Source organism: Dactylosporangium siamense (assembly GCF_016862795.1).
In the GTDB taxonomy this organism is placed as follows: domain Bacteria; phylum Actinomycetota; class Actinomycetes; order Mycobacteriales; family Micromonosporaceae; genus Dactylosporangium; species Dactylosporangium siamense.
Window position 1 is genome coordinate 12,859 of record NZ_BONQ01000206.1, and the last position, 21,890, is coordinate 34,748.

The 21,890-nt window shown below is 74.3% G+C and carries 8 protein-coding genes; all 8 read right to left on the bottom strand.

The annotated features are described in order from the left end of the window. Nucleotides 1–156 precede the first annotated feature (156 nt). A complete protein-coding gene (locus tag Dsi01nite_RS55360; RefSeq protein WP_203854592.1) occupies nucleotides 157–882 on the bottom strand; it encodes an ABC transporter ATP-binding protein in 726 nt (241 codons plus the stop codon). Continuing rightward, nucleotides 879–1,463 carry a PadR family transcriptional regulator gene (locus tag Dsi01nite_RS55365; RefSeq protein WP_203854593.1) on the bottom strand — a complete coding sequence of 195 codons (585 nt, stop codon included), beginning with the start codon at nucleotides 1,461–1,463 and terminating at the stop codon, nucleotides 879–881. The genes Dsi01nite_RS55360 and Dsi01nite_RS55365 overlap by 4 nt, the downstream gene beginning before the upstream one ends. Nucleotides 1,464–1,643: 180 nt before the next feature. Next, entirely contained in the window at nucleotides 1,644–4,118 is a 2,475-nt protein-coding gene (locus Dsi01nite_RS55370; protein ID WP_203854594.1) for an FtsX-like permease family protein, read from the bottom strand. Next, complete coding sequence (locus Dsi01nite_RS55375; protein WP_203854595.1) at nucleotides 4,115–4,840, bottom strand: ABC transporter ATP-binding protein; 726 nt, start codon at nucleotides 4,838–4,840, stop codon at nucleotides 4,115–4,117. Before Dsi01nite_RS55375 ends, Dsi01nite_RS55370 begins: the two co-directional genes overlap by 4 nt. Next, nucleotides 4,837–5,421 carry a PadR family transcriptional regulator gene (locus Dsi01nite_RS55380; protein ID WP_203854596.1) on the bottom strand — a complete coding sequence of 195 codons (585 nt, stop codon included), beginning with the start codon at nucleotides 5,419–5,421 and terminating at the stop codon, nucleotides 4,837–4,839. Before Dsi01nite_RS55380 ends, Dsi01nite_RS55375 begins: the two co-directional genes overlap by 4 nt. A gap of 157 nt (nucleotides 5,422–5,578) precedes the next feature. Beyond that, entirely contained in the window at nucleotides 5,579–18,622 is a 13,044-nt protein-coding gene (locus Dsi01nite_RS55385; RefSeq protein WP_203854597.1) for a non-ribosomal peptide synthetase, read from the bottom strand. A gap of 23 nt (nucleotides 18,623–18,645) precedes the next feature. Continuing rightward, a complete protein-coding gene (locus tag Dsi01nite_RS55390; protein WP_203854598.1) occupies nucleotides 18,646–20,541 on the bottom strand; it encodes an ABC transporter ATP-binding protein in 1,896 nt (631 codons plus the stop codon). 395 nt (nucleotides 20,542–20,936) lie between these two features. Next, a partial coding sequence (locus Dsi01nite_RS55395; RefSeq protein WP_203854599.1) for a thioesterase domain-containing protein occupies nucleotides 20,937–21,890 on the bottom strand: 954 nt, incomplete at its 5' end.

Genomic DNA, 21,890 nt, shown 5'->3' on the forward strand with positions numbered 1-21,890 from the left:
CGGCCGTCCGTGCGCAGCCCCATGAGCCGGATCAAGTATTTCACCGGAAACCGCCCGCCCGGGCCGGCCGGGCGGCCGCTCCAGCGACCGGCCAGCGGCGCACCGCGACCGGGCCGTCCCGGGCCCAGGCGGGCTCTGGTCCGCCGACCCCGGCGCTCAACGGCCGCTGGTCACCGGCAGCAGCAGCGACTCGGGGCCTGGCGGCGGCGCGGTCTGGTCGACGAGCCGGCCGTCGCGCAGGAATACGACGCGCTCGGCCCACGAGGCCAGCTGAGCGTCGTGCGTGGCCACCACGACGGCCACGCCGCGCTTGCACGCGGCGTTGATGAGGCGCATGACCGCCTCGCCGTGGCCCGAGTCGAGGGCCCCGGTCGGCTCGTCGGCCAGCAGGAGACGGCAGTCCCCGACCAACGCCCGGGCAAGCGCGACCCGCTGGCGCTCGCCGCCGGACAACTGGCTCGGAAACGAGGACGCCCGGTGGCCGAGGCCGAGCCGGTCGAGCGCGGCCGTCCCGGCGGCCCGGGCACGGCGCACCGACATGCCGTCCAGCTCCAGCGACAAGGTGACGTTCTCGAGGGCGGTGAAGCCGGCCAGGAGGTTGTAGTCCTGGAAGACGTGCCCGATGGAGCGCCGCCGCAGGCGGGCCTGCTCGCGGCCCGACATCGCCGACAGCCTGGTGCCGTCGATGAGCACCTCGCCGCCGGACGGCTTTTCGAGGGTGCCGGCGATCGACAGCAGCGTGCTCTTGCCGGAGCCGCTCGGCCCCATGACGGCCACCATCGTGCCGGCCTCGACCGAGAGGTGCACGCCGTCGAGCGCCACGACGCCGTTGGCGCCGTGCCCGAACACCCGGGACACGCCCCGCAGCTCGAGCACGCTCATCGGCGTGCTCCCATCCTCCGGCCCGGCCTTGGCGACGGTCGGTCGTGGCTTCTGGCCGGGGTCGGCGTCGCCGCCTCCCGCCGCAGGCGGGCGTCGGTGGCGTCGAGCCAGAGGATGACGGAGTCGAGGCGATACAGCTCGGCGTCCAGCAGCAAGGCCAGGCCAAGGTCGTATTGCGCCTCGTCCTCCTTCAGCCGGGTCCACTGCTGCATCAGCTCGACCAGCCGACGGCGATGGACCTGGATCACCTCCTGGACGTCGACGTTGGGTAGCCGGACCGCTGCCAGCACTTTGATGACGAGCTCGTCCCGGGGCGGGGAGGTCATGTCCGGCGGCGTGCGGAGCCACTCGGCGAGCTCCGCTTCGCCGCGACCGGTGATCCGGTAGCTCTTCTGCGGCCCGGAGTCGACGTCGTCGGACTCGACGAACCCGTCGCGCTCCAGTCGTTGCAGGGTGGTGTAAACCTGACCGACGTTCAGCGGCCAGATCTCGCCCGTCCTGGCCTCGAACTCCTCGCGAAGTTGGAGGCCGTATTTCGGCCCCTCGGCCAGTTGGGCCAGCAGGGCGTGCCGGACGCTCACGGCACGAGCCGACGGGCACGAACAAGCACCCTACCGCATACCATGCCACGTACTATACCGCGTATATGGATTCGGAGCCAGGCATCCGGCGACCTCGCCGGCGGTGCACCCTGACGACACGACCCGCGCGTGCGGCCGGCGATGATCGCCGGCCGCACGCATGGGTCGAATCCCGGTGGCTCAGTCCAGCGGCTGGCGCGCCAGGCCGGGCGCTTCCTTTCCGGCCAGCAGCCACCCGCCGATGTACGCGATCAGCGGCAGGCCGAGCAGGATGGCGCCCAGGTTGACCCAGGGCACGTGTGCGAGCCAGTGCAGCTCCCGGTGATACCAGGCGCCGAGAGCCAGATACGCCCCGATGGTGCCGATCAGGGCACCGAGCAGGGCGAGCGCTCCGGCGGTCGCAGCGGTGAGCGTCCGCCGGGTGCTACGCCGCGCACCGGCCGCGGTCAACGTGCGCAGGTCCCCCGCGGTCTCGCTGCGGATCAGCCCGACCGTCATGACCAGCACGCCGAGGGCGACGGCGATGCCGCTGCCGGTGGCGTTGTCGGCCAGCCGCTCCAGGTCCGCGCCCGTCGGGCGGGTCTCGACGACGAGCCCGGCGGCCAGCGCCGTCTGCTGTGCCCGGTCGATCTGGGCCTGGGTCAGCGGTCGCGGCGTCTGGACGAGCCAGCCGACCGGGATGGCCGACAGGTGCAGGGTCTCCATGCCGTGCGTCGTCATCAGCGCGGTGGGCTGGGACGAGTACGTCGGCAGCGACACCTGCTGCAGATGCGGGCGCGGCGGCGTCCCTCCGAACGGATACAGGTCGTAGCCGTCGATACCGGTCTTCGAGGTGATGACGTCGGTGTCCGCGCCGATGCTGGCCTGGTTGATCCCGTAGTGCGACAGCATCTCGGGCGTGGCGACGAACAGCCGCACCGACAGCTTGCTGCTGTACTCGACGCCGGGCCGCTCCCCGCCGGACGACGTGATGGTCGGCTTGCCCAGCTGGACCACTGACAGCCCGCCGCCGTCCTGCGGGGTGTCCTTGCCCACCGGCGCCTGCAGCGCCAGCACCGAGGTGGCGTGCAGGTCACCGGTGATCGCGTCGACCCGCAGCCGCGCGCTGGCCGTCTGCTCCGGCGTGAGTGACTGCACCGCCCCGTCGACGGCGTGCGGGAACAGCCAGACGATGAGCTGGTCGGGCGGCAGGTTGCCGCCCGTGGGTTGCGCCGCCTTCGCCACGGCCGTCGCGCCCGTCAGCGCGATGGCGGCGGCGATGCCCACGGCGAGCGCGATCGCCGCCAGCGCCGCACCCGACCGGGCCCGGTATCGCGACAGGTCACGCAGCGCCAGCCGCGGCGCCAGCGGCGCGACCCGCGCGAGCCGGCCGAGCACGGCGATGCCGACCGGAGCGAGCAGGAGCAGCCCGAGGGCGGTCGTCACGACGCCGCCGACGATGAACAGCTGCTTGGTCTGCTGCGCCGCCACGAGGCAACCGATTCCCACGGCCAGCAGCGCCGCGCCGATCAGCGCGAAGCGGTGCGCGGGCCGCGGGGTCGCCGGGCGCGCGGACAGGGCGGAGACGATCGGCACCCGAGCAGCCGAGCGGGCCGGCCACCATGAGGCGCCGATCGAGGTCAGGATCGCCAGCAGCACCGCGAACAGCAGCGTCGTCCACGGCAGATTGAAGCGGTCGATGCGGTGCCCGAAGGAGCTCTCCAGCTGTGTGCTCAGCGCGAACCAGGTCGCCAGGCCGAGCACGGCGCCGGCCAGTGCGCCGACCGTGCCGATGACGGCCCCGTTGGCGACCATGACCAGCCGGATGTGCCGGTGGCTCGCTCCGATCGCGCCCAGCATGCCGAGCGCCCGCAGCCGGCGCTGTGCCATCACCGTGAACCCGGCCACGGCCAGCAGGCCGACGAAGAGCAGGCCGATCGTGGCCAGAACGAGGACCGCAGCGCTGCTGTTGTCCTCCTCCGGGCTGCGCAGCTCGATCGACGAGCCGGATGGCAGGGTCTTGGCGGCGAACTCCGCCGCGGTCGCCCGGATCAGCACGGTGACGTGGTCGACCGGGGTGGCCTGGCCCGGCGCCGCGAGCACGAAGCGGTCCAGCAGGTTCAGCGGGTTCTCGACCAGGCCGACCACGGGGCGCTGCCGGCCGCCGAGGTCCCAGGTGCCGCCCACGTGCAGGCCGAAGATCTGGGCCACGCGTTCGGTGACCGCGACCTCGTCCGGGCCCTGCGGATACCGGCCGGAGTCCAGCCGCAGCATCGACCGGCCGTAGGGGCCGTTGGGGTCCTGCGCCCGAAGGTCGATCGTGTTGGCCGAGCCGGGAATCGGGACCTTCTGGTACTGGATCACCTCGGCCGTGCCGAACGCGGCGCGCAGGGCGTCGATGTCCGCGCTCAGCTGCGACTCATCGGTGCTGCCCAGCGTCACCAGGTGATCGGCGGTGCCGAACGACGACGCCTGGGAGCTCGCCGAGTTGGTGGCGGCGCCGAGACCGACCGTGATGGCGGCAACGGCGACCAGCAGCAGCACCAGCACCAGCGACTGCTGGCGCCATTCCCGGCGGAACAGCCGCCAGGCCCAGCGGATCACGGCACGGCGGGCGGCCATGCCGCCGTGGCCGGTGCCGAGCACCAGCGGCGGGTCCTCAACGGCGAGACTCATCGTGCCGGCTCGCCGGTGAGCAGGGAGTCCGGCCCCGAGCGCGCGGAGGTGCGGTCGACCACCCGGCCGTCGCGGATGAACACCACCCGGTCCGCCCACGAGGCGAGCTGGGCGTCGTGGGTCACCACGACCGCGGCCAGCCCGCGCTTGCAGGTGGCCAGGATCATGCGCATCACCGCCTCGCCGTTGGCCGAGTCGAGGGCGCCGGTGGGCTCGTCGGCCAGCAGCAGCCGGCGGTCGCCGACCACGGCCCGGGCGATCGCGACCCGCTGACGCTCGCCGCCGGAGAGCTGGTCCGGGAAGCGGGTCGCCCGCTCGGCCAGGCCCAGCTCCTCCAGTCCCCGCAGCCCCGCGGCGCGCGCCTTGCCGGCCGAGACCCCGTCCAGCTCCAGCGGCATCGCCACGTTTTCGACCGCGGTCAGCCCGGGCAGGAGATTGTAGTTCTGGAACACGTATCCGATCGCGCGCCGGCGCAGCCGGCTGCGGTCGTCACGCGACATCGAGGAGAGCGACTGACCGGCCACGATCACCTCGCCGGCGGTCGGCGTCTCGAGCGCGCCGGCGATGGTCAGCAGCGTGCTCTTGCCCGAGCCGCTGGGCCCCATCACCGCCACCAGCTTCCCGGGCTCGACGACCAGGTCCACCTCGCGCAGCGCATACACCTCGTCCGCGCCGTCCAGGTAGGTCTTCGACACTCCACGCAGCTCCAGGACCCCGCTCATCGACGCACCCCCGCCCGGCGGCGGATCAGCGGAGCGGCCGGCGCCTTGGCCGGTGGTGGCGGCTCCAGGCCGGCCCGCTTGAGCCGGCCGTCGGCACTGTCGAGCCACTGCACGACCGCATCGAGGCGGTAGAGCTCCGCGTCGACCGCCAGGGCGAGTCCAAGGTCCACGTCGGCCTCCTCTTCCTTGAGTCGGGTCCACTGCTGCATCAGCTCGACCAGGTAGCGCCGGTGCGCCTGGATGACTTCGTGCACGTCGACGCCCGGCAGCCGGATCGCGACCAGCACCTTGATGACCAGTTCGTCGCGCGGGGGCGAGCCCAGGTCGGGCGGCGTGCGCAGCCAGCCCGCGAGCTCCTCGGCCCCGTCGGCGGTGATCCGGAAGTCCTTCTGCGGCCCGAGGTCGGCGTCGTCGTCGGACTCGACCAGCCCGTCGCGCTCCAGCCGCTGGAGGGTGGTGTAGACCTGACCGACGTTGAGCGGCCACACCTCGCCGGTCCGCGCCTCGAACTCCTCACGCAGCTGAAGGCCGTACTTGGGGCCCTCGCTGAGCAGCGCCAGCAGCGCATGGCGGATGCTCACGGCGTCACCATACTCGATATACCCGTTCTCATGCCCAGTATGATACTACGTATACAGACGGCCGTCGAGCATGCCGGTGGCGCGCTTGTCAAGATTCGCCCGCGCCTTCTCGCTCCCCGCGCACAAGCGATCCGGCACGGGGCCGCCGGGCGTCGGGTCAGCCGTCGAAGCGCGCGCCGAGGCGCTGCTGGATCATGTCGAGGGCGGCCTGGTCCAGTCCCGCGAGCGGGAAGTCGCCGGGCACCGGCCCGCCGGCGGCCGGCGCGCAGCAGTGCTCGATCAGCTCGTCCAGGACCTCGGTGTACCGCCGGGCGAGCCGCTCGATCGTCTCCGGCCGGTGGACGCGGTCGCAGTAGGTCCACGTGAGCCCCAGCCGCCCGTCGACGACCCGGCAGTCGAGCTCGACCAGGTGCCCGCGCGGGCCCGAGGGCGCCCGGTCGGGGCCGAGCGAGTCCGGCAGCGCCCGGAAGCGCGGCGTGCCGTCGTGGCCGGCGTCGGCCTGGCCGAGGTAGTTCAGGGCAACCTCGGCGCCCGGTCGGACGCCGAGCGCGGAGGTCGCCAGATGACGCAGCACACCGTGGCTGAGCCCGCGGCGCGGCAGCGCGCGCATCCGTTCCTTGGTATGCCGCAGCTGCGCACCGAGGTCGCCGTCGCCGACGTGCAGCGGCACCGGGAACAGGGTGGTGAACCAGCCGACTGTGCGGGAGACGTCGTAGCCCGATCCGACGTCCTCGCGGCCGTGGCCCTCGAGGTCGACGGTGACCGCCGGGTCGCCGGTCCACTCGGCGACCGCCAGCGCGAGCGGCGTCAGCAGGACCTCGGTGACGTGCGTGCCGTACGCCGCCGGCACGGTCTGCAGCAGCCGCCGCGTCTGCTCGGCGGGCAGCAGCTGCTGGAAGGTCCGGGCGTGCGCGAGGTCGTTGCGCCCGTCGGGATGGTCGCGTGGCAGCGGCACCGGCGCGTCGGCGTCGAGCCAGTAGCCGGCCTCGGCCCCGATCTCGCGGCCGAGCTCCACGAGGCGGTGCGCCCACCGGCGCAGCGACGTCGTCTTGGCCGGCAGCCTGATCGCCGAGCCGCGGGCGGCCTGCTCGTAGGCGGTGTGCAGGTCCTCGATGAGGATGGGCCACGACACGTGGTCGACGGCGAGGTGGTGCACGACGAGCAGCAGGCTCTGCCCGGCCGGCCCGTCGTCGAACAGGACCGCCCGCAGCAGCGGGCCGGCGGCGAGGTCGAGCCCGCCGTGTGCCTGCGCGGCGGCCTCGGCCAGGCGGGCCCGCCGGCGCGGCTCGTCGAGCCCGGTCAGGTCGACCTCGGCGAGCACCGGCGGGGTCGCCGCGGCCGGGTCCGCGCATTCGAGCCGGTGCCCGCCGGCGGGCGAGGCGGTGAGGCGCAGCCGCAGGGCGTCGTGGTGCCCGGCCAGTGCGGCGAGGGCCTCGCGCAAGGGGCCGGCGGCGGCCGGGCGCAGCACCTGCAGCAGCCGCGACTGGTTGTAGTGCGACGGCCGCGGCAGCTGCCGGTCGACGAAGTCGTGGATGATCGGCGTCAGCGGCAGCTCGCCGGTCACGGGTCCCTGCTCGGCGTCGACCGGCCCGGGCGCCGTGCCGGCCGCGGCGGCCAGCTCGGCCACCGTCTGGTGCTCGAACAGCTGCCCGGCCGACAGGAACAGCCCGGCCCGGCGGGCCCGCGCCACGACCTGGATGCCGATGATCGAGTCGCCGCCGAGCTCGAAGAAGTTGTCGGTCACGCCGACGCGCTCGACGCCGAGCAGCTCGGCCCAGATCTCGGCGAGGGCCGCCTCCCGGACGTCGCCCGGGGCGACGAACGCCTGCTCGGGCCGGGCCGGCGCCGGGTCGGGCAGCGCCTTGCGGTCGACCTTGCCGCTGGAGGTCAGCGGCAGCGCCGTCAGCTCCACGAACACGCTCGGGATGAGATAGTCCGGCAGCCGCTCCCGCAGCCGCTCCCGGGCCCGCGCCGCCGACGGCACCACGTAGGCCACCAACCGGTCCCGGTGTGCCACCACCACCGCCGCCGTGATCTCCGGCAGCGCGGTCAGTGCCGCCTCGACCTCGCCCGGCTCGACCCGGAACCCGCGCACCTTCACCTGGTGGTCGGCCCGGCCCAGGAACAGCACCTGACCGTCGCCGCGCCACGCCGCCACGTCCCCGGTCCGATACCGGCGGCCGCCGCCCGCGGCCGCCACGAAGCGCTCCGCCGTCAGCTCCGGCCGGCCGTGGTAGCCCCGCGCCAGTCCCACGCCGCCGAGATACAGCTCGCCCGACACCCCGACCGGCGCCGGCCGCAGGGCCGGGTCCAGCACCTGCACCTGCGTGTTCGCGATCGGCGCCCCGATCGGCACCACCCCGCCGGCGTCCGGCCGCGGGCACACCCACGACGTCACGTCGATCGACGCCTCCGTCGGCCCGTAGAGGTTCGCCACCACCGCCGACGGGTGCCGCGCGGAGAACCGCGCCACATCACCGCCCGACAGTGCCTCGCCCGAACAGACCACCAGCCGCAGTCCGGCCATCCCCGACGCCCACTCGGCGCCCACGAACCGCGCGAACAGCGACGGCACGAAGTGCACCACCGCGACGCGCTCGCGCTCGATCACATCGACCAGATACTCGACGTCCCCCTGCCGGCCCGGCTCCGCCATCACCACCACCGCACCGACCGCCGGCGCCCACACCAGCTCCCACACCGACACGTCAAAGGTGATCGGCGTCTTGTGCAGCACCCGCTCGCCCGGTGCCAGGCCGAACTCCCGCTGCATCCACCAGACCCGGTTGGCCAGGCCGTCGTGCGTCGACAGCACCGCCTTCGGCCGGCCCGTCGACCCCGACGTGTAGATCAGATACGCCAGCCGCCCCGGTCGGAACGCCGGCGCCGGCACCCGCAGGGTCTGCGTCTGCGCCGCGCGCACCCCGTCGGCGTCGAGCACCAGCACGGCGCCGCTGTCCGCGACCAGCTCCGCCCGCCGCGCCGCCGGATACCCCGGGTCCAGCGGCAGATACGCCGCGCCCGCCTTCCACACGCCCCACACCGCCACCGCCAGCTCCACGCTGCGGTCCAGGCACACCCCCACGACCGACTCCGGGCCCACGCCCGACGCCGCCAGGAACCCGGCCAGCGCGTCCGAGCGCTGGTCGAGCTCGCGGTAGGACAGCCACTCCCCGCCCGACACCACCGCCGGGGCGTCCGGGGTCGCGGCCACCGCGGCCGCGAAGGCGCCCAGGACGCCGCCCGTCCACGGCACCGCCGCGGCCGTGTCGTTCCAGCGGGCCAGCTCGGCCGGTGCGAGCGGCGGGAGCAGCGACAGCGGGGTGCCGGGCGCGGACGCGAGCTCGGTGAGCACCGCGACGAGATCGTGGGCCAGGCGCTCGACCGTCGCGTGGTCGAAGAGGTCCTTGCTGTACTCCAGGGTCGCGACCATGCCCTGCGCGCCGATCTCGGCCCGCGTGAAGAGGGTGAGATCGAACTTGGCCGTCGTGTGTGGCAGCCGCAGCTCCTCCTCGGCCAGCGCGCCGCCGAAGGTGCGACCGCCGCCGTCGGCGACGCCGAGGTGGTTGAAGTACACCTGGAACAGTGGCGTGCGGCTGCGATCGCGCTGCGGCTGCAGGGCGTCGACGAGCTGCTCGAACGGCAGGTCCTGGTGCGCGTACGTGCCGAGTGCGCTGTCGCGGGCACGGCGCAGCACCTCGGTGAAGGCCGGGTCGCCGGACAGGTCGACGCGCAGCACGAGCGTGTCGAGGAAGTGCCCGATGAGGTTCTCGGTCTCGGTCCGGGTCCGCCCGGCGATGGGGCTGCCGACCACGACGTCGTCGGTGCCGGCGTAGCGGCCGAGCAGCACGGAGAAGCCGGCCAGCAGCACCATGAACATCGTGGCGCCCTCGTCCCGGCCGAGCCGGGTCAGGCGGTCCATCACCGGGCGCGGCACGACGACGTCGACGAGGCCGCCGGCCGAGGAGCGCACCGGCGGGCGGGGCCGGTCGGCCGGCAGCTCGAGGGTGCTCAGGCCGGCCAGCCGGTCGCGCCAGTAGCCGAGCTGCCGGTCGAGCTCCCCGCCGAGCAGCCAGTCGCGCTGCCAGACGGCGTAGTCGGCGTACTGCACGGGCAGGTCCGGCAGGCGCGGTTCGCGGTTGTCGCGCGCGGCGCTGTACAGCTCGGACAGCTCGCGACGCAGCACGCCGGCGGACCATTCGTCCATGACGGCGTGGTGCATGACGACGCACAGGACGTGGTCGTCCGGGGCGAGGCGGATGAGCCGGGTGCGGATGAGCCGGTCGGCGCCGAGGTCGAACGGCGTGGCGGCGTCGCCGGCGGCGACGGCGAGGGCCCGCGCGAGCCCCGCCGGGTCGCCGGTCAGGTCCGTCACGACCCAGTGCGGCTCGCCGGGCGGGTCGATGTGCTGGTGCGCGACGCCGTCGACGGTGACCAGGCGGGTCCGCAGCACCTCGTGCCGGGCCACGAGCGCGGCCACGGCCCGCCGCAGCGCGCCGGCGTCGAGCTCGCCGCGCAGGCGCAGCGCCGTCGGCACGTTGTAGTCGGCCGAGCCGGGCTCCAGCTGGGCCAGGAACCACAGCCGCTGCTGGGCGTAGGACAGCGGCAGCGGCGCGGCGCGATCCACCGGGACGATGGGCGGCGCGGCCCCGTCCCGCTCGCCGGCGCCGGCCAGGACGGTGTCGATCGCCGCGGCGCAGGCGCGCAGGGTGCGATGGTCGAACAGCACGGCGAGGGGTAGCTCGGCGCCGGTGGCCTCGCGCAGGCGCGACACCGCTTTGGTGGCGACGAGCGAGTGGCCGCCGAGCTCGAAGAAGTTGTCGTCGGCGCCGATCGGGCCGACGCCGAGCACGTCGGCCCAGATGCCGGCGAGCAGCTCCTCGGTCGGGGTCGCGGGCGGGACGTGGCGGTCGGCGGCGCGCTCGACGCCGGGCTCGGGCAGCGCCGCGCGGTCGATCTTGCCGCTGGCCGACAGGGGCAGCGCGGCGAGCTCCATGAAGACGGTGGGGATCAGGTGCTCGGGCAGCCGGCCGGCGAGGAACTCGCGCAGGGCCGCGCCGGTCGGGATCCCGTCGGCGGCCTCGGCCGGGACGGCGTAGGCGATGAGGCGCCGCTCGTCGCCGGCCCGGTCGGCGGTGACGATCGCGGCCGCGACGGCCGGGTGCGCGGCGATGGCCGACTCGACCTCGGCCGGCTCGATCCGGAAGCCTCTGACCTTGAGCTGGCGGTCGGCGCGACCGACGAACTCGAGCTCGCCGTCGGCGCGCCAGCGCACGAGGTCGCCGGTGCGGTACAGGCGGGAGCCGTCGGCGGCGAAGGGGTCGGCGACGAACCGCTCGGCGCTCAGTCCGGGCCGGCGCAGGTAGCCGCGGGCGACGCCGTCGCCGGCGACGTAGAGCTCGCCGGTCACGCCGACGGGCACGGGCCGCAGGGCCTGGCCGAGGACGTAGGCGCGGGTGTTGACGATCGGCCGGCCGATCGGCGGGGCACCATCCGCGCCGGCGTCGCACACTCCGATGGAGGCGCAGACTGTGGTCTCGGTCGGGCCGTAGGCGTTGAGCAGCCGCACGCGGCCGGCCCAGTCGCGCGCGAGGCCGGCGCCGATCGCCTCGCCGGCCACGACGAGCGTCGCCACGCCGTCCAGAGCGGCCGGGGCGAGGGTGGCGAGCAGCGACGGCGGCAGGGTCAGCACCGTGACGCCGCTCGAGCGCACCAGGCGCCCGAGGGCCGCGGTGTCGGCGCGCTCGTCCGGGCCGGCGACGACGAGCCGCGCGCCGGCGGCGAGCGTCACCGCGATCTCCGAGACGGCGGCGTCGAATCCGAGGGCGGCGAACTGCAGCACCGTCGCGTCCTGATCCACGCCGAAGACCGGGGCCTGGCCCAGGATGAGGTTGGTGACGCCGCGGTGGCTCACCGCGACGCCCTTGGGGCGGCCGGTCGAGCCCGAGGTGTAGATGACGTAGGCGAGCTGGTCCGGGTGCGGCGGTGCCGGCGCCGGCGGCTCGGGCGCGGCCTCGATCGCCGCCGCCGTCGACGGGGAGTCGAGGGCGATGAGGCGGGTGCGGCCGCCGGGCAGGTGCTCCAGCGCGGACTTCGAGCCCACCACGACCGAGGCCCGGCTGTCGGTGAGCATGAACGCGAGGCGCTCCACCGGATATTCGGGGTCCAGCGGCAGGAACGCCCCGCCGGTCCGCCACACCGCGAGGATGGCGACCACCGGGTCGAGGCCGCGTTCGGCGCACAGGCCGACGACGGTCTCGGGGCCGACGCCGAGCGTGCGCAGGTAGGCGGCGAGCCGGGCGGCGCGGCGGTCCAGCTCGGCGTAGGTGAGTGCGGCGGGGCCGGCGACGACGGCGACCGCGTCGGGGTGGGTGCGGGCCCGGGCGGCGACGAGCGCGGGGACGGCGGCGGGGCCGGCCGGCGCGGCGGTGTCGTTCCAGTCGCACACCACCTGCCGCCACTGTGCGGGCGGCAGCGACGGGAGCTCCGAGAGCCTCTGGTCGGGGGCGGCGCAGATGGTGCCGAGGATCAGCGCGAGATGCTCCGCCAGTCGTTCGACGGTGGCGTGGTCGAAGACGTCGGTGCGGTACAGCAGGCTGCCGCTGATGCCGTCGGCGCCCTCGGCGAGCGCGACGGTCAGGTCGGAGCGGGCCTCGTCGGTGCCGAGCGGGAACGGCTCGCCGGCGAGGCCGGGGAACGTGAAGCGCGCCTCGCCGGCGCCGCCGCCGACCCGGTCGACGCCGAACATCACCTGGAACAGCGGCGCGACCGACCGGTCGCGCGCGGTCTCCAGCACGTCGACGAGCTGCTCGAACGGCACGTCCTGGTGCGCGTATCCGGCGAGGGCCTCGCGCCGGACGCGGCCGACGAGCTCGGCGAACGTGGGATCGCCGGACAGGTCGGTGCGCAGCACGAGGGAGTTGACGAAGAACCCGACGAGTCCCTCGGTCTCGGTGTGGTTGCGGTTGGCGATGGGCGTGCCGACCACGACGTCGTCCTGGCCGCAGTGGCGCGACAGCACGACGGTGAACGCGGCGAGCAACGTCATGAACATCGTGGCGCCGCTGCGGCGGGCCACCGACCGCAGGCCGTCGGCGACCGCTGCGGGCACCGCGAACTCGGCCGCGGCGGCGCTCGAGGAGCGCACCGGGGGCCGCGGCCGGTCCAGCGGCAGCTCGAGCATGGGCGCGCCGGCCAGCCGGTCACGCCAGAACGCGATCTGCTCCTCGACGACGGCGCCGCGCAGCCAGGAGCGCTGCCAGGCGGCGAAGTCGGCGTACTGCACGGCCAACGGCGCCAGGGCGGGCGACCGGCCGGCGCGGGAAGCCTCGTAGACGGCGCCGAGCTCGTGGCGCAGGATCAGCGCCGACCACTCGTCGGAGACCACGTGGTGCAGGTAGAGGCAGAACACGTGGTCGTCGGCGCCGAGCCGGACCAGCCGGGCCCGCACGAGCGGGCCGCGGGCTAGGTCGTACGGGCGCCCGGCGTCCGCCGCGAGGAGGTCCCGGGCCGCGCGCGGCGGGTCCGGTCGCGCGGACACGTCGGACTCGATCAGCTCGACGCCGCCCGGCGGGTCGACGACCTGCTGTGGTACACCATCCGGACCCGTCACCAACCGGGTGCGCAACACCTCGTGCCGCTCGGCGACGGTGTCGAGGGCCGCCCGCAGCGCCGCCGCGTCGAGGGGCCCGCGCAGCCGGATGGTCTCGGCGTTGTTGTACTCGATCGAGCCGGGCTCGAGCTGGTGGAGGAACCACAGCCGCTGCTGCGCGAAGGACAGCGGCAGCGGGCCGGACCGGTCGGCCGGGGTGATCGCCGGAACTGTGTGCCCGGCGTCGGCGCGGCCGGGCGCGGCGGCGTCGAGGAACGCGGCGAGGGCGGCGACCGTGGGCCGGTCGAAGAGCACGACGAGGGAGACCTCGACGCCGAACGCCGCCCGGATCCGCGAGACGACCTGGGTGGCGAGCAGCGAGTGACCGCCGAGCTCGAAGAAGTTGTCGCCGGTGCCGACCCGCTCGAGGCCGAGCACGTCCATCCAGATGCCGGCGAGCAGCTCCTCGGCGGGCGTGCGGGGCCGCAGGTAGGCGCTGGGCAGGTCCGGGCGGTCGGCGCCTGGGGCGGGCAGGGCGGCCCGGTCGATCTTGCCGTTGGCGGTCAGCGGCAGCTCGGGCAGCGCCACGAACGCGGCCGGGATGAGCGCGTCGGGCAGCGTCCGGGCGAGGTGGGCGCGCAGGTCCACGGGGACGGCGGGCACGACGTAGGCGACGAGGCGGCGGTCGTCGTGCTCCTCGCGGACGGTCACGACGGCGGCCGTGACCGAGCGGTGTGACAGCAGCGCGGCCTGGATCTCGCCCGGCTCGATCCGGTGGCCGCGGATCTTCACCTGGTGGTCGAGCCGGCCGAGGAACTCGATCCGGCCGTCGGGGCGGCGGCGGGCGCGGTCGCCGGTGCGGTACAGGCGGGCGCCGCCGCCGGCGAACGGGTCGGCGACGAAGCGCTCCGCGGTCAGGGCCGGGTGGCCGCCGTAGCCGCGGCTGACGCCGGCGCCGCCGATGTACAGCTCGCCGGTCACGCCGACGGGCGCCTCGGCGAGGCCACCGCCGGTCACCACGTGGAGCCGGACGCCGGCCAGCGGCAGGCCGATCGGCGCGGGGCCGCCGGACAGCCGGCTGGCGGCGGCGCCGATCGTCGTCTCGGTCGGCCCGTAGTGGTTGTACACCGCGACGTCCACATCGGACAGTGCGGCCAGCAGGTCGGGCGATGCCGCCTCGCCGCCGAGCACCAGCGTCCGGGCCGGCATGAGGTCGGGCAGGGGCAGCTGCCGGGTGAGCGCGGCGAGGTGGGACGGCACGATCTTGAGGTAGTCGATCCGGTGCCGGCGCAGGTAGCCGGCCAGGCCTTCCGGGTCGGTGGCCAGGGACCGTTCGGGGGCGTACAGCGTCCCGCCGGTGGTCAGGCAGACGAACACGGTGGTGTTGCCGAAGTCGGTGCCGAGCGGCTGCAGCAGCAGGTAGCGGCGGCCCTCGCCGCCCAGTCCGGTCCGCTCGGGCGCGGCCCGCACGTAGTTGGCCAGCCCGCGGTGCGTGACCCAGGCGCCCTTGGGACGGCCGGTCGAGCCGGAGGTGTAGATGACGTACGCCGTCTGGTCGGGGTGCACCGGGACGTCGGGCGCCGTGTCCGGCTCGGCGTCGACGGCGGCGGCCACCGCGGGGTCGTCGAGAGCGACCGCGCGGGCCCGGCCGACGGGCAGATCGTCGAGGCGCTCGGACGCGCCGAGCACGACGGCGGCGCGGCTGTCGCTGAGCAGGTACCGCAGCCGCGCGACCGGATAGGCCGGGTCGAGCGGCAGGTAGGCGCCGCCGGCCTTCCACACCGCGAGGACGGCGACGACCGAGTCGACAGACCGGTCGAGGCACAGCGCGACGACGGTCTCCCGGTCGACGCCGATGCCGCGCAGGTGATGGGCGAGCCGGTTGGCCCTGGCGTCGAGCTCGGCATAGGTGAGGCGGCCGTCCCCGTCGAGCAGCGCGGTCACGCCGGGGGCCCGCCGGGCGGCGGCGGTGATGAGCTCGTGCACCCCGGCACCCGCGGCGAGATCGCGGCCGGTGTCGTTCCAACCGGCGAGTTCGTCGCGCTCGGCCGGGGCGAGCGCCGGCAGGGCGGACAGCGGCCGGTCGGCGGCGTGCGCGGCGGCGTCGAGCAGCACGAGCAGCCGGCCGGCGAGCCGCTCGATCGTGGTGCGGTCGAACAGCGCCGTGGCGAACTCGACCGAGCCGGTGAGGGTCTCGCCGTCGTCGGAGCACACCAGCCGCAGGTCGAACTTGGCCGCGACCGGGGCGGGCATCTCCTCCAGCCGCATCCCCTCCACCTCGGCCGCCACGTCCAGGTTGTAGTTGAACAGCACCTGGAACAGCGGCGTGCGGGACCGGTCGCGGTCGGTGACGAGCGCCTCGACGAGCTGCTCGAACGGCACGTCCTGGCGGGCGAACGCGGCCAGCGCCTCCTGCCGGGTGCGGGCGAGCAGCTCGGCGAAGGTCGGGTCGCCGGACAGGTCGGCCCGCAGGACCAGGGTGTTGACGAAGAAGCCGATCAGGTCCTCGGTCTCGGCGCGGTTGCGGCCCGCGATCGGCGTGCCGACGAGCAGGTCGTCCTGGCCGGTGAACCGCCCGAGCAGCGCCGCGTAACCGGCGAAGAGGGTCATGAACATCGTCGCGCCGGTGTCGCGCGACAAGGCCCGGAGGCGGGCCGTCACCGGGGCGGGCACGGTGAAGCGGACGCGGTCGCCGGCCGACGAGCGCACGCGCGGGCGGAGCCGGTCGGTCGGCAGCTCGATCGCCGGAGCGCCGGCGAGGTGCTCGCGCCAGTAGCCGAGCTGGCGGTCCAGGACGTCGCCGGTGAGCCAGTCGCGCTGCCAGACGGCGAAGTCGGCGTACTGCACGGCCAGCGGCGGCAGGGGCGGCTCCTCGCCGTGGACGAACGCGGTGTACAGGGTGCTGATCTCGCGATGCAGCAGCGCAACCGACCACTGGTCGGACACGACGTGATGCGCGCACAGGCTGAGCACGTGGTCGGTGCCCGACAGCCGCAGCAGCCGGGCCCGCAGCAGCGGCCCCTGGGCCAGGTCGAAGGGTGCGACGGCATCGGCGGCCAGCCATGCCTCGGCGGACGCCCGCGGGTCCGGCTCGCCGCTCAGGTCGATGTCGAGCAGGCCAGCCGGCCCGGCGGGGTCGATGACCTGGTGTGCGCCGCCGTCGGCGCCGGCGACCAGGCGCGTGCGCAGCACCTCGTGCCGAGCGACGACGGTGTCGAGGGCGGCCCGCAGCGCGGCGGCGTCGAGCGGGCCGGTGAGGCGCAGGGCCAGGGGCTCGTTGTAGTCGGCGGACCCGGGCTCGAGCTGGTGGATGATCCACATACGCTGCTGGGCGAACGACAGCGGCAACGCCCGGTCGCGGCCGGTGGGCCGGATCGGCGGGGCGGCGCCGCCCCTGGGCGCGGCGTCGACGGCGGCGGCGAGCTCGGCGACCGTCGGGCCGTCGAACAGGGCCGACAGGTCCAGCTCCACGCCGAAGTCGGCGCGGACCCGCGACATGACGCGGGTGGCGAGCAGCGAGTGGCCGCCGAGCTCGAACAGGTCGTCGTGGATGCCGACCCGCTCGACGCCGAGGAGGTTCTCCCAGATCGTTGCGAGCGCCGCTTCGGTGCCGCTGCGGGGCCCGGCATAGGCGACGGAGAGCCGGGGCCTGGCAGTGTCGGGCTCGGGCAGGGCGGCGCGGTCCGTCTTGCCGTTCGGGTTGAGCGGGATGCGGTCAAGCTCGACGAAGGCCGACGGGATGAGGTACGTCGGCAGGGTCCCGGCCAGAAACGCGCGCAGCTCGCTCGGGTTGGGCGGCGGGCCGGCCGGCACGTAGTAGGCGACGAGCCGGCGCTCGGCGGCCTCGCCCCGCGCGACGACCACGGCCTCGGCGACGCCGGAGTGGGCCAGCAGGGCGGCCTCGACCTCGCCGGGCTCGATCCGCACGCCGCGGACCTTCACCTGATGATCGACCCGGCCGAGGAACACGAGCTGGCCGTCCTCGCGGGAGCGGACGCGGTCGCCGGTGCGGTACAGCCGTGCGCCGTCGGCGGCGAACGGGTCGGCGACGAAGCGCTCGGCGGCCAGCGCGGGCCGGCCGGCGTAGCCGCGCCCGACGCCGGCGCCGCCGATGTACAGCTCGCCGGGCACGCCGGGCGGCACCGGGTTCATCGCGCGGTCGACGACGTGGACGCGCACGTTGCCGATGGGCCGGCCGATCGGCGGCGGCCCGCTGTCGCCGCGGGCGCAGGTCGCGATGACCGCCTCGATCGACGTCTCGGTCGGCCCGTAGAGGTTGCCGACGGTGGCGGTCGAGTTGCGCTCGTAGAACCGCCGCACGTCCTCCTCGGGCAGCGCCTCGCCGCTGCACATCATGAGCCGCAGGGCGGGCAGCGCCGGCGGCTGCGGATGCCGCACGAGCACCCGGAACAGCGAAGGGACGAACTGCACGACGGCGATGCGGGCCGAGTCGAGCAGCCCCAGCAGGTAGTCGATGTCGCGGTGCCGGCCCGGCTCGGCGATCACCAGGTGGGCGCCGACGGACAGCGGCCAGAACAGCTCCCAGACGGAGGCGTCGAAGGCCAGTGGCGCCTTGTGCAGGACGCGCTCGGTGACGTCGAGGCGGAAGTCGTCCTGCATGCGCACGAGCCGGTTGACGACGCCGCGGTGCCCGACGAGCACGCCCTTGGGCCGCCCGGTCGACCCGGAGGTGTAGATGACGTAGGCGAGCTGTTCCGGGTGGGTCCGCCGGGCCGGCGGGTCGGCGGGCGCCGCCGCGACGGCCGCGGCGGTGGCGGGGTCGTCGAGGTACACGGCCGGGACGTCGCCGACGGCGGGCTGTCCGGTGCCGGTGAGCACGAGGGCGGCGCCGCTGTCGGCGGCCATGTAGGCACGGCGCTCGGCCGGGAAGTCGGGGTCCAGCGGCAGGTAGGCGCCGCCGGCCTTCCAGATCGCCAGCAGCGCGGTGACGCTGCCCAGCCCGCGCTCCAGCGCGACGCCGACGATGGTCTCTGCGGTGACGCCGAGGCTTCGCAGGTGATGGGCGAGCCGGTTGGCGGACGCGTCGAGCTCGGCGTAGGTGAGCGACTCGGTGCCGCAGGACGCGGCGACCGCATCCGGGGTGCGGGCCGCCTGAGCGGCGAACAGCTCGTGAACCCCGGCGACGGTGGCCGGCGCGGCGTCGGTGCGGTTCCAGCCGTCGAGCTCGGCGCGCTCCGCGGCGGTGAGCATCGGCAGCCGCGACACGGGCAGCGCGGGGTCGGCGACGGCGCCCGCCAGCAGCGTCAGCAGATGGCCCGTGAGCCCGGCCGCGGCCTCCGGCGAGGCGCAGGAAAGCGTTGCGGCGTCCGGGCCGAGCGCGACCTCGACGGCGCCCTCGCCCGGCCCGGGCCGGGCGTCGCGCGCCCGGGCCACCAGGTCGGCGAAGCGCGGGTCGTCCGACAGGTCCAGCGACACCGCGCCGGCTGAGCCGACGCCGACGGTCACCGTGTCGCGGTCGTCGCGGCGGGCGAGCGCGGCGGCGAGGCCGGCCAGCACCACGTCCGGCACGTGCGCCCCCGTGCGGCCGGCGAGGCCGGCGAGGCCCGCGGTCAGCTCGGCGGCCGGGTGCAGGGGCAGTTCCGTTCGCATACGTTCCCGTCCCGACTCGTTCGCTACAGCGGGTTGGTCGACATCTGGACCGGCTCGTCGGCGATGCCGTCGCCGATCACGGCCTCGACGTCTTCGTCGTCCAGGAAGCCCGACGCCTGGATCGAGAACAGCTCGGCGTAGAGGCCGCCGGCGGCCATCAGCGAGGCGTGGTTGCCTTGCTCCACGATCCGGCCCTGCTCCAGCACGACGATGTGGTCGGCCGTGCGCACCGTCGAGAAGCGGTGCGAGATGAGCAGGACCGTGCGGTTGCGGTAGAGCTCGCGCACGCTGTCGAACAGCGCCCGCTCGGCCCGCGCGTCGAGCGCGGCGCTCGGCTCGTCGAGCACCACGACCGGCGCCGAGCGGAAGAACGCGCGGGCGAGCGCGACCCGCTGCCACTGGCCGAGCGACAGGTCCTGACCGTCGCCGAACTGGGGCGACAGCATGGTGTCGTAGCCCTCCGGCAGGGCGGAGAGGAAGCCGTCGGCGCCGGCCGCCCGGGCCGCCTGGTGGATGTCGTCGGGGCCGGGCTCGCGCTCGACCGCGCCCAGCCGGATGTTGTCGGCGGCCGGCATGGCGTACTTGATGAAGTCCTGGAACAGCACGGCGACCGAGTTGCGCCACGCCTCCGTGTCGATGTCGCGCAGGTCGACCCCGTCGACCCGCACGGCGCCGGTCTGCGGCGTGTAGAGCCCGGCGAGCAGCTTCGCCAGCGTCGTCTTGCCCGACCCGTTCTCGCCGACGAGCGCTACCACCTGGCCGGCCTCGATCCGCAGCGAGACGTCCCGCACGGCCGGGCGTTCGGCGTCCTGGTAGGTGAAGCCCAGGCCGTCGAGCTCGATGCGCGAGAACTGGGCCGGCGCCGGGACGCCGTCGTGCCGGCCGCGCAGCTTGGGCCCGAGCGCCAGGAACTCGTCGAGGTCGGCGATGAGGGGCGCGGACTCGAAGAAGGCGTTGGTGGCCGAGATGGCCTCCATCAGCTTCTGGCTGAGCACGAGCAGGATGCCGGCGAGTGTCGCGGTCTGCGCCAGCGACAGCACGTGGTAGTGGGTGAGCAGGATGAGCCCGCCGGCGACCAGCGCGATGACGGCGTTGCTGCCCAGCGAGGAGATCATCGACGAGCGCAGCCGGCGGCGCAGCATCGCGCCGAGCAGCCGCAGCCGCTCGTTCATGGAGTCGCGCCAGGTCGTCGCGAGGTGGTCGGCGAGGTTGTACGCCCGGACCTCCTTCGCCGGATCGCGCGTGGTCAGCAGGACGTAGAGGTAGCTGCGGCCCCGGTCCGAGCTGGTGGTCTCCTTGACGAATTCGTAGTACTGCTCGCCGCCGCGGGTGCCGCCGATCCACACCGGGAAGATCACGGCCAGCACACACACCGCGATCACCGGCTGGATGGTGGACAGCGCGATCCACAGCGAAATCACGGTGAAGAGCGCCTGCATGACCAGCGTCAGCGACGACACCATCTGGATCGGACGGTGCTGCGCACTGGCCGACGCGCGCTGCAGCCGGTCGTGGAAGCGGGAGTTGTCGAAGTCGTCGAGCTCCGCCTGGGAAACGACCCCGATCACCTCGCCGCACGCGTAGATGCTGGTCCGTTCGCCGAGCATCGTGCGCCGGTTGGCGATCACCGCCTCGGCCAGCACGATGACGATGTTGGCGGATATGAAGATGATCAGATTGCTGGCCAGTGCGGGGGCGCTGGCGCCGTTGTCGGAGCCGATCAGGCTGGACAGCACCTTCTGGACCTGGATCACCAGCACGAAGATGCCGACGGCCTGCAGCACGTCCATCGCCACGACGATCAGGAACTCGCGGCGCGAGGCCCGCCACACGAGTCTGATCGCGGCGGCGACGGCGCGCATCATGCCGCGGAAGCCCCGAATTCGGGGGCCGGGAACGCTGGTCGGTCGCTCTGTCACGTTGCCTCCGCGTCATGTCCTTCACGGCGGGCACGGCACCCAGGGACAAATGGCAGGATAGTCAGCCCGGACAATTTTGCGTAAGGACTCGGCGATCCCCTTCGATCAGCGGCCATCGGCACGCCAGTCCGGCTCCAGCCGCTCCCCAAATGACATTTCACCGGCTTTGCCGCGCTACTTTCCGCGCCAATTTCAATGACCGGCAAATCCTGCCGTGAATGCGTTTGAAATAGGGCCCGGCACGACCGACCTCGAGGGTGAATCGGTCGTGCCGGGCCCACCACGCGGGCGGCGTGCGGGGGTCACGCGCCAGCGTGCACCTGACGCCCGTCAGGCCGTCATATGCAATTGCATGCCGAGTATGATACTCGATATACAGCCGTCTGGTCCATGGCTCACTCGCCCCGGCGGCCGGCCAGTTCCTCGCTCAGCCACCGCCCGGCGGCCTCGGCCCCCGCGTCCTCGCGGATCAGCGTCATATGCGTGCCCGGGAACGAGTGGACCTCGCGGAGATCCGCCACCGTCGCCCGCCACTGCTCGAGCGTCGAGCTCTGCACCTCGGCCGGGTCGTCCTGCGGCATCAGCAGCACCACCCGGCCCTCGTGGCGGGCACCGCGGCGACCCATGCGCATGCGGTACTCCAGGCTGGCCAGCGTGTTGAGCAGGTTGATGCGAGCGGCCCGCAGCTGCCCCGTGTCGCCGGCCTTGACCGCGGCCACACCCTGCTCGTCGAGCTGCCAGATGTCGAGCAGCTCCCGCTCGGCGCCGTCCGGCAGCGGCGTGCCACCGTCGATCGCGCGCGTGATGTCGCCGACCAGCTTGCGGGTCTGGGCGCGCTGACGGCGCACCATCCGCCGGGAGCGCGGCATGTGCCGCGGCGGCCCGACCAGGATAACGTCGGCGGCGCCGGGACCGGCCTGCCGGGCCATCTCGAGGGCGACGTAGCCACCCATCGACCACGCCGCGAACAGATACGGGCCTTCGGGCTGGATGGCGCGGACCTCCTCGAGGTACACCCGCGCCATCTCCTCGACCGTGGTCAGCGGCTCCTCGTCGTCGGTGAGCCCGCGCGACTGCATCGCGATGACCCGCTGCCCACCGGCGAACTGCGCCGCGATCCCGTTGTAGTCCGTCACCCCGCCCGTGCCGGAGTGCACGAAGAAGATCGGCGGCCCATCGCCACCGCGCCGGATCTCCACCGCCGACCGCGGCCGCCACGCCTCCACCGGCTCCTGGAGCACCGGCGCCAGCCCGGCAACGGTCGGATGGTCGAACAGATCGCCGACGCTCATCTCCCGCCCGGTGGCCCGGATGCGCGCGATGACCTGGGTGGCGAGCAGCGAGTGGCC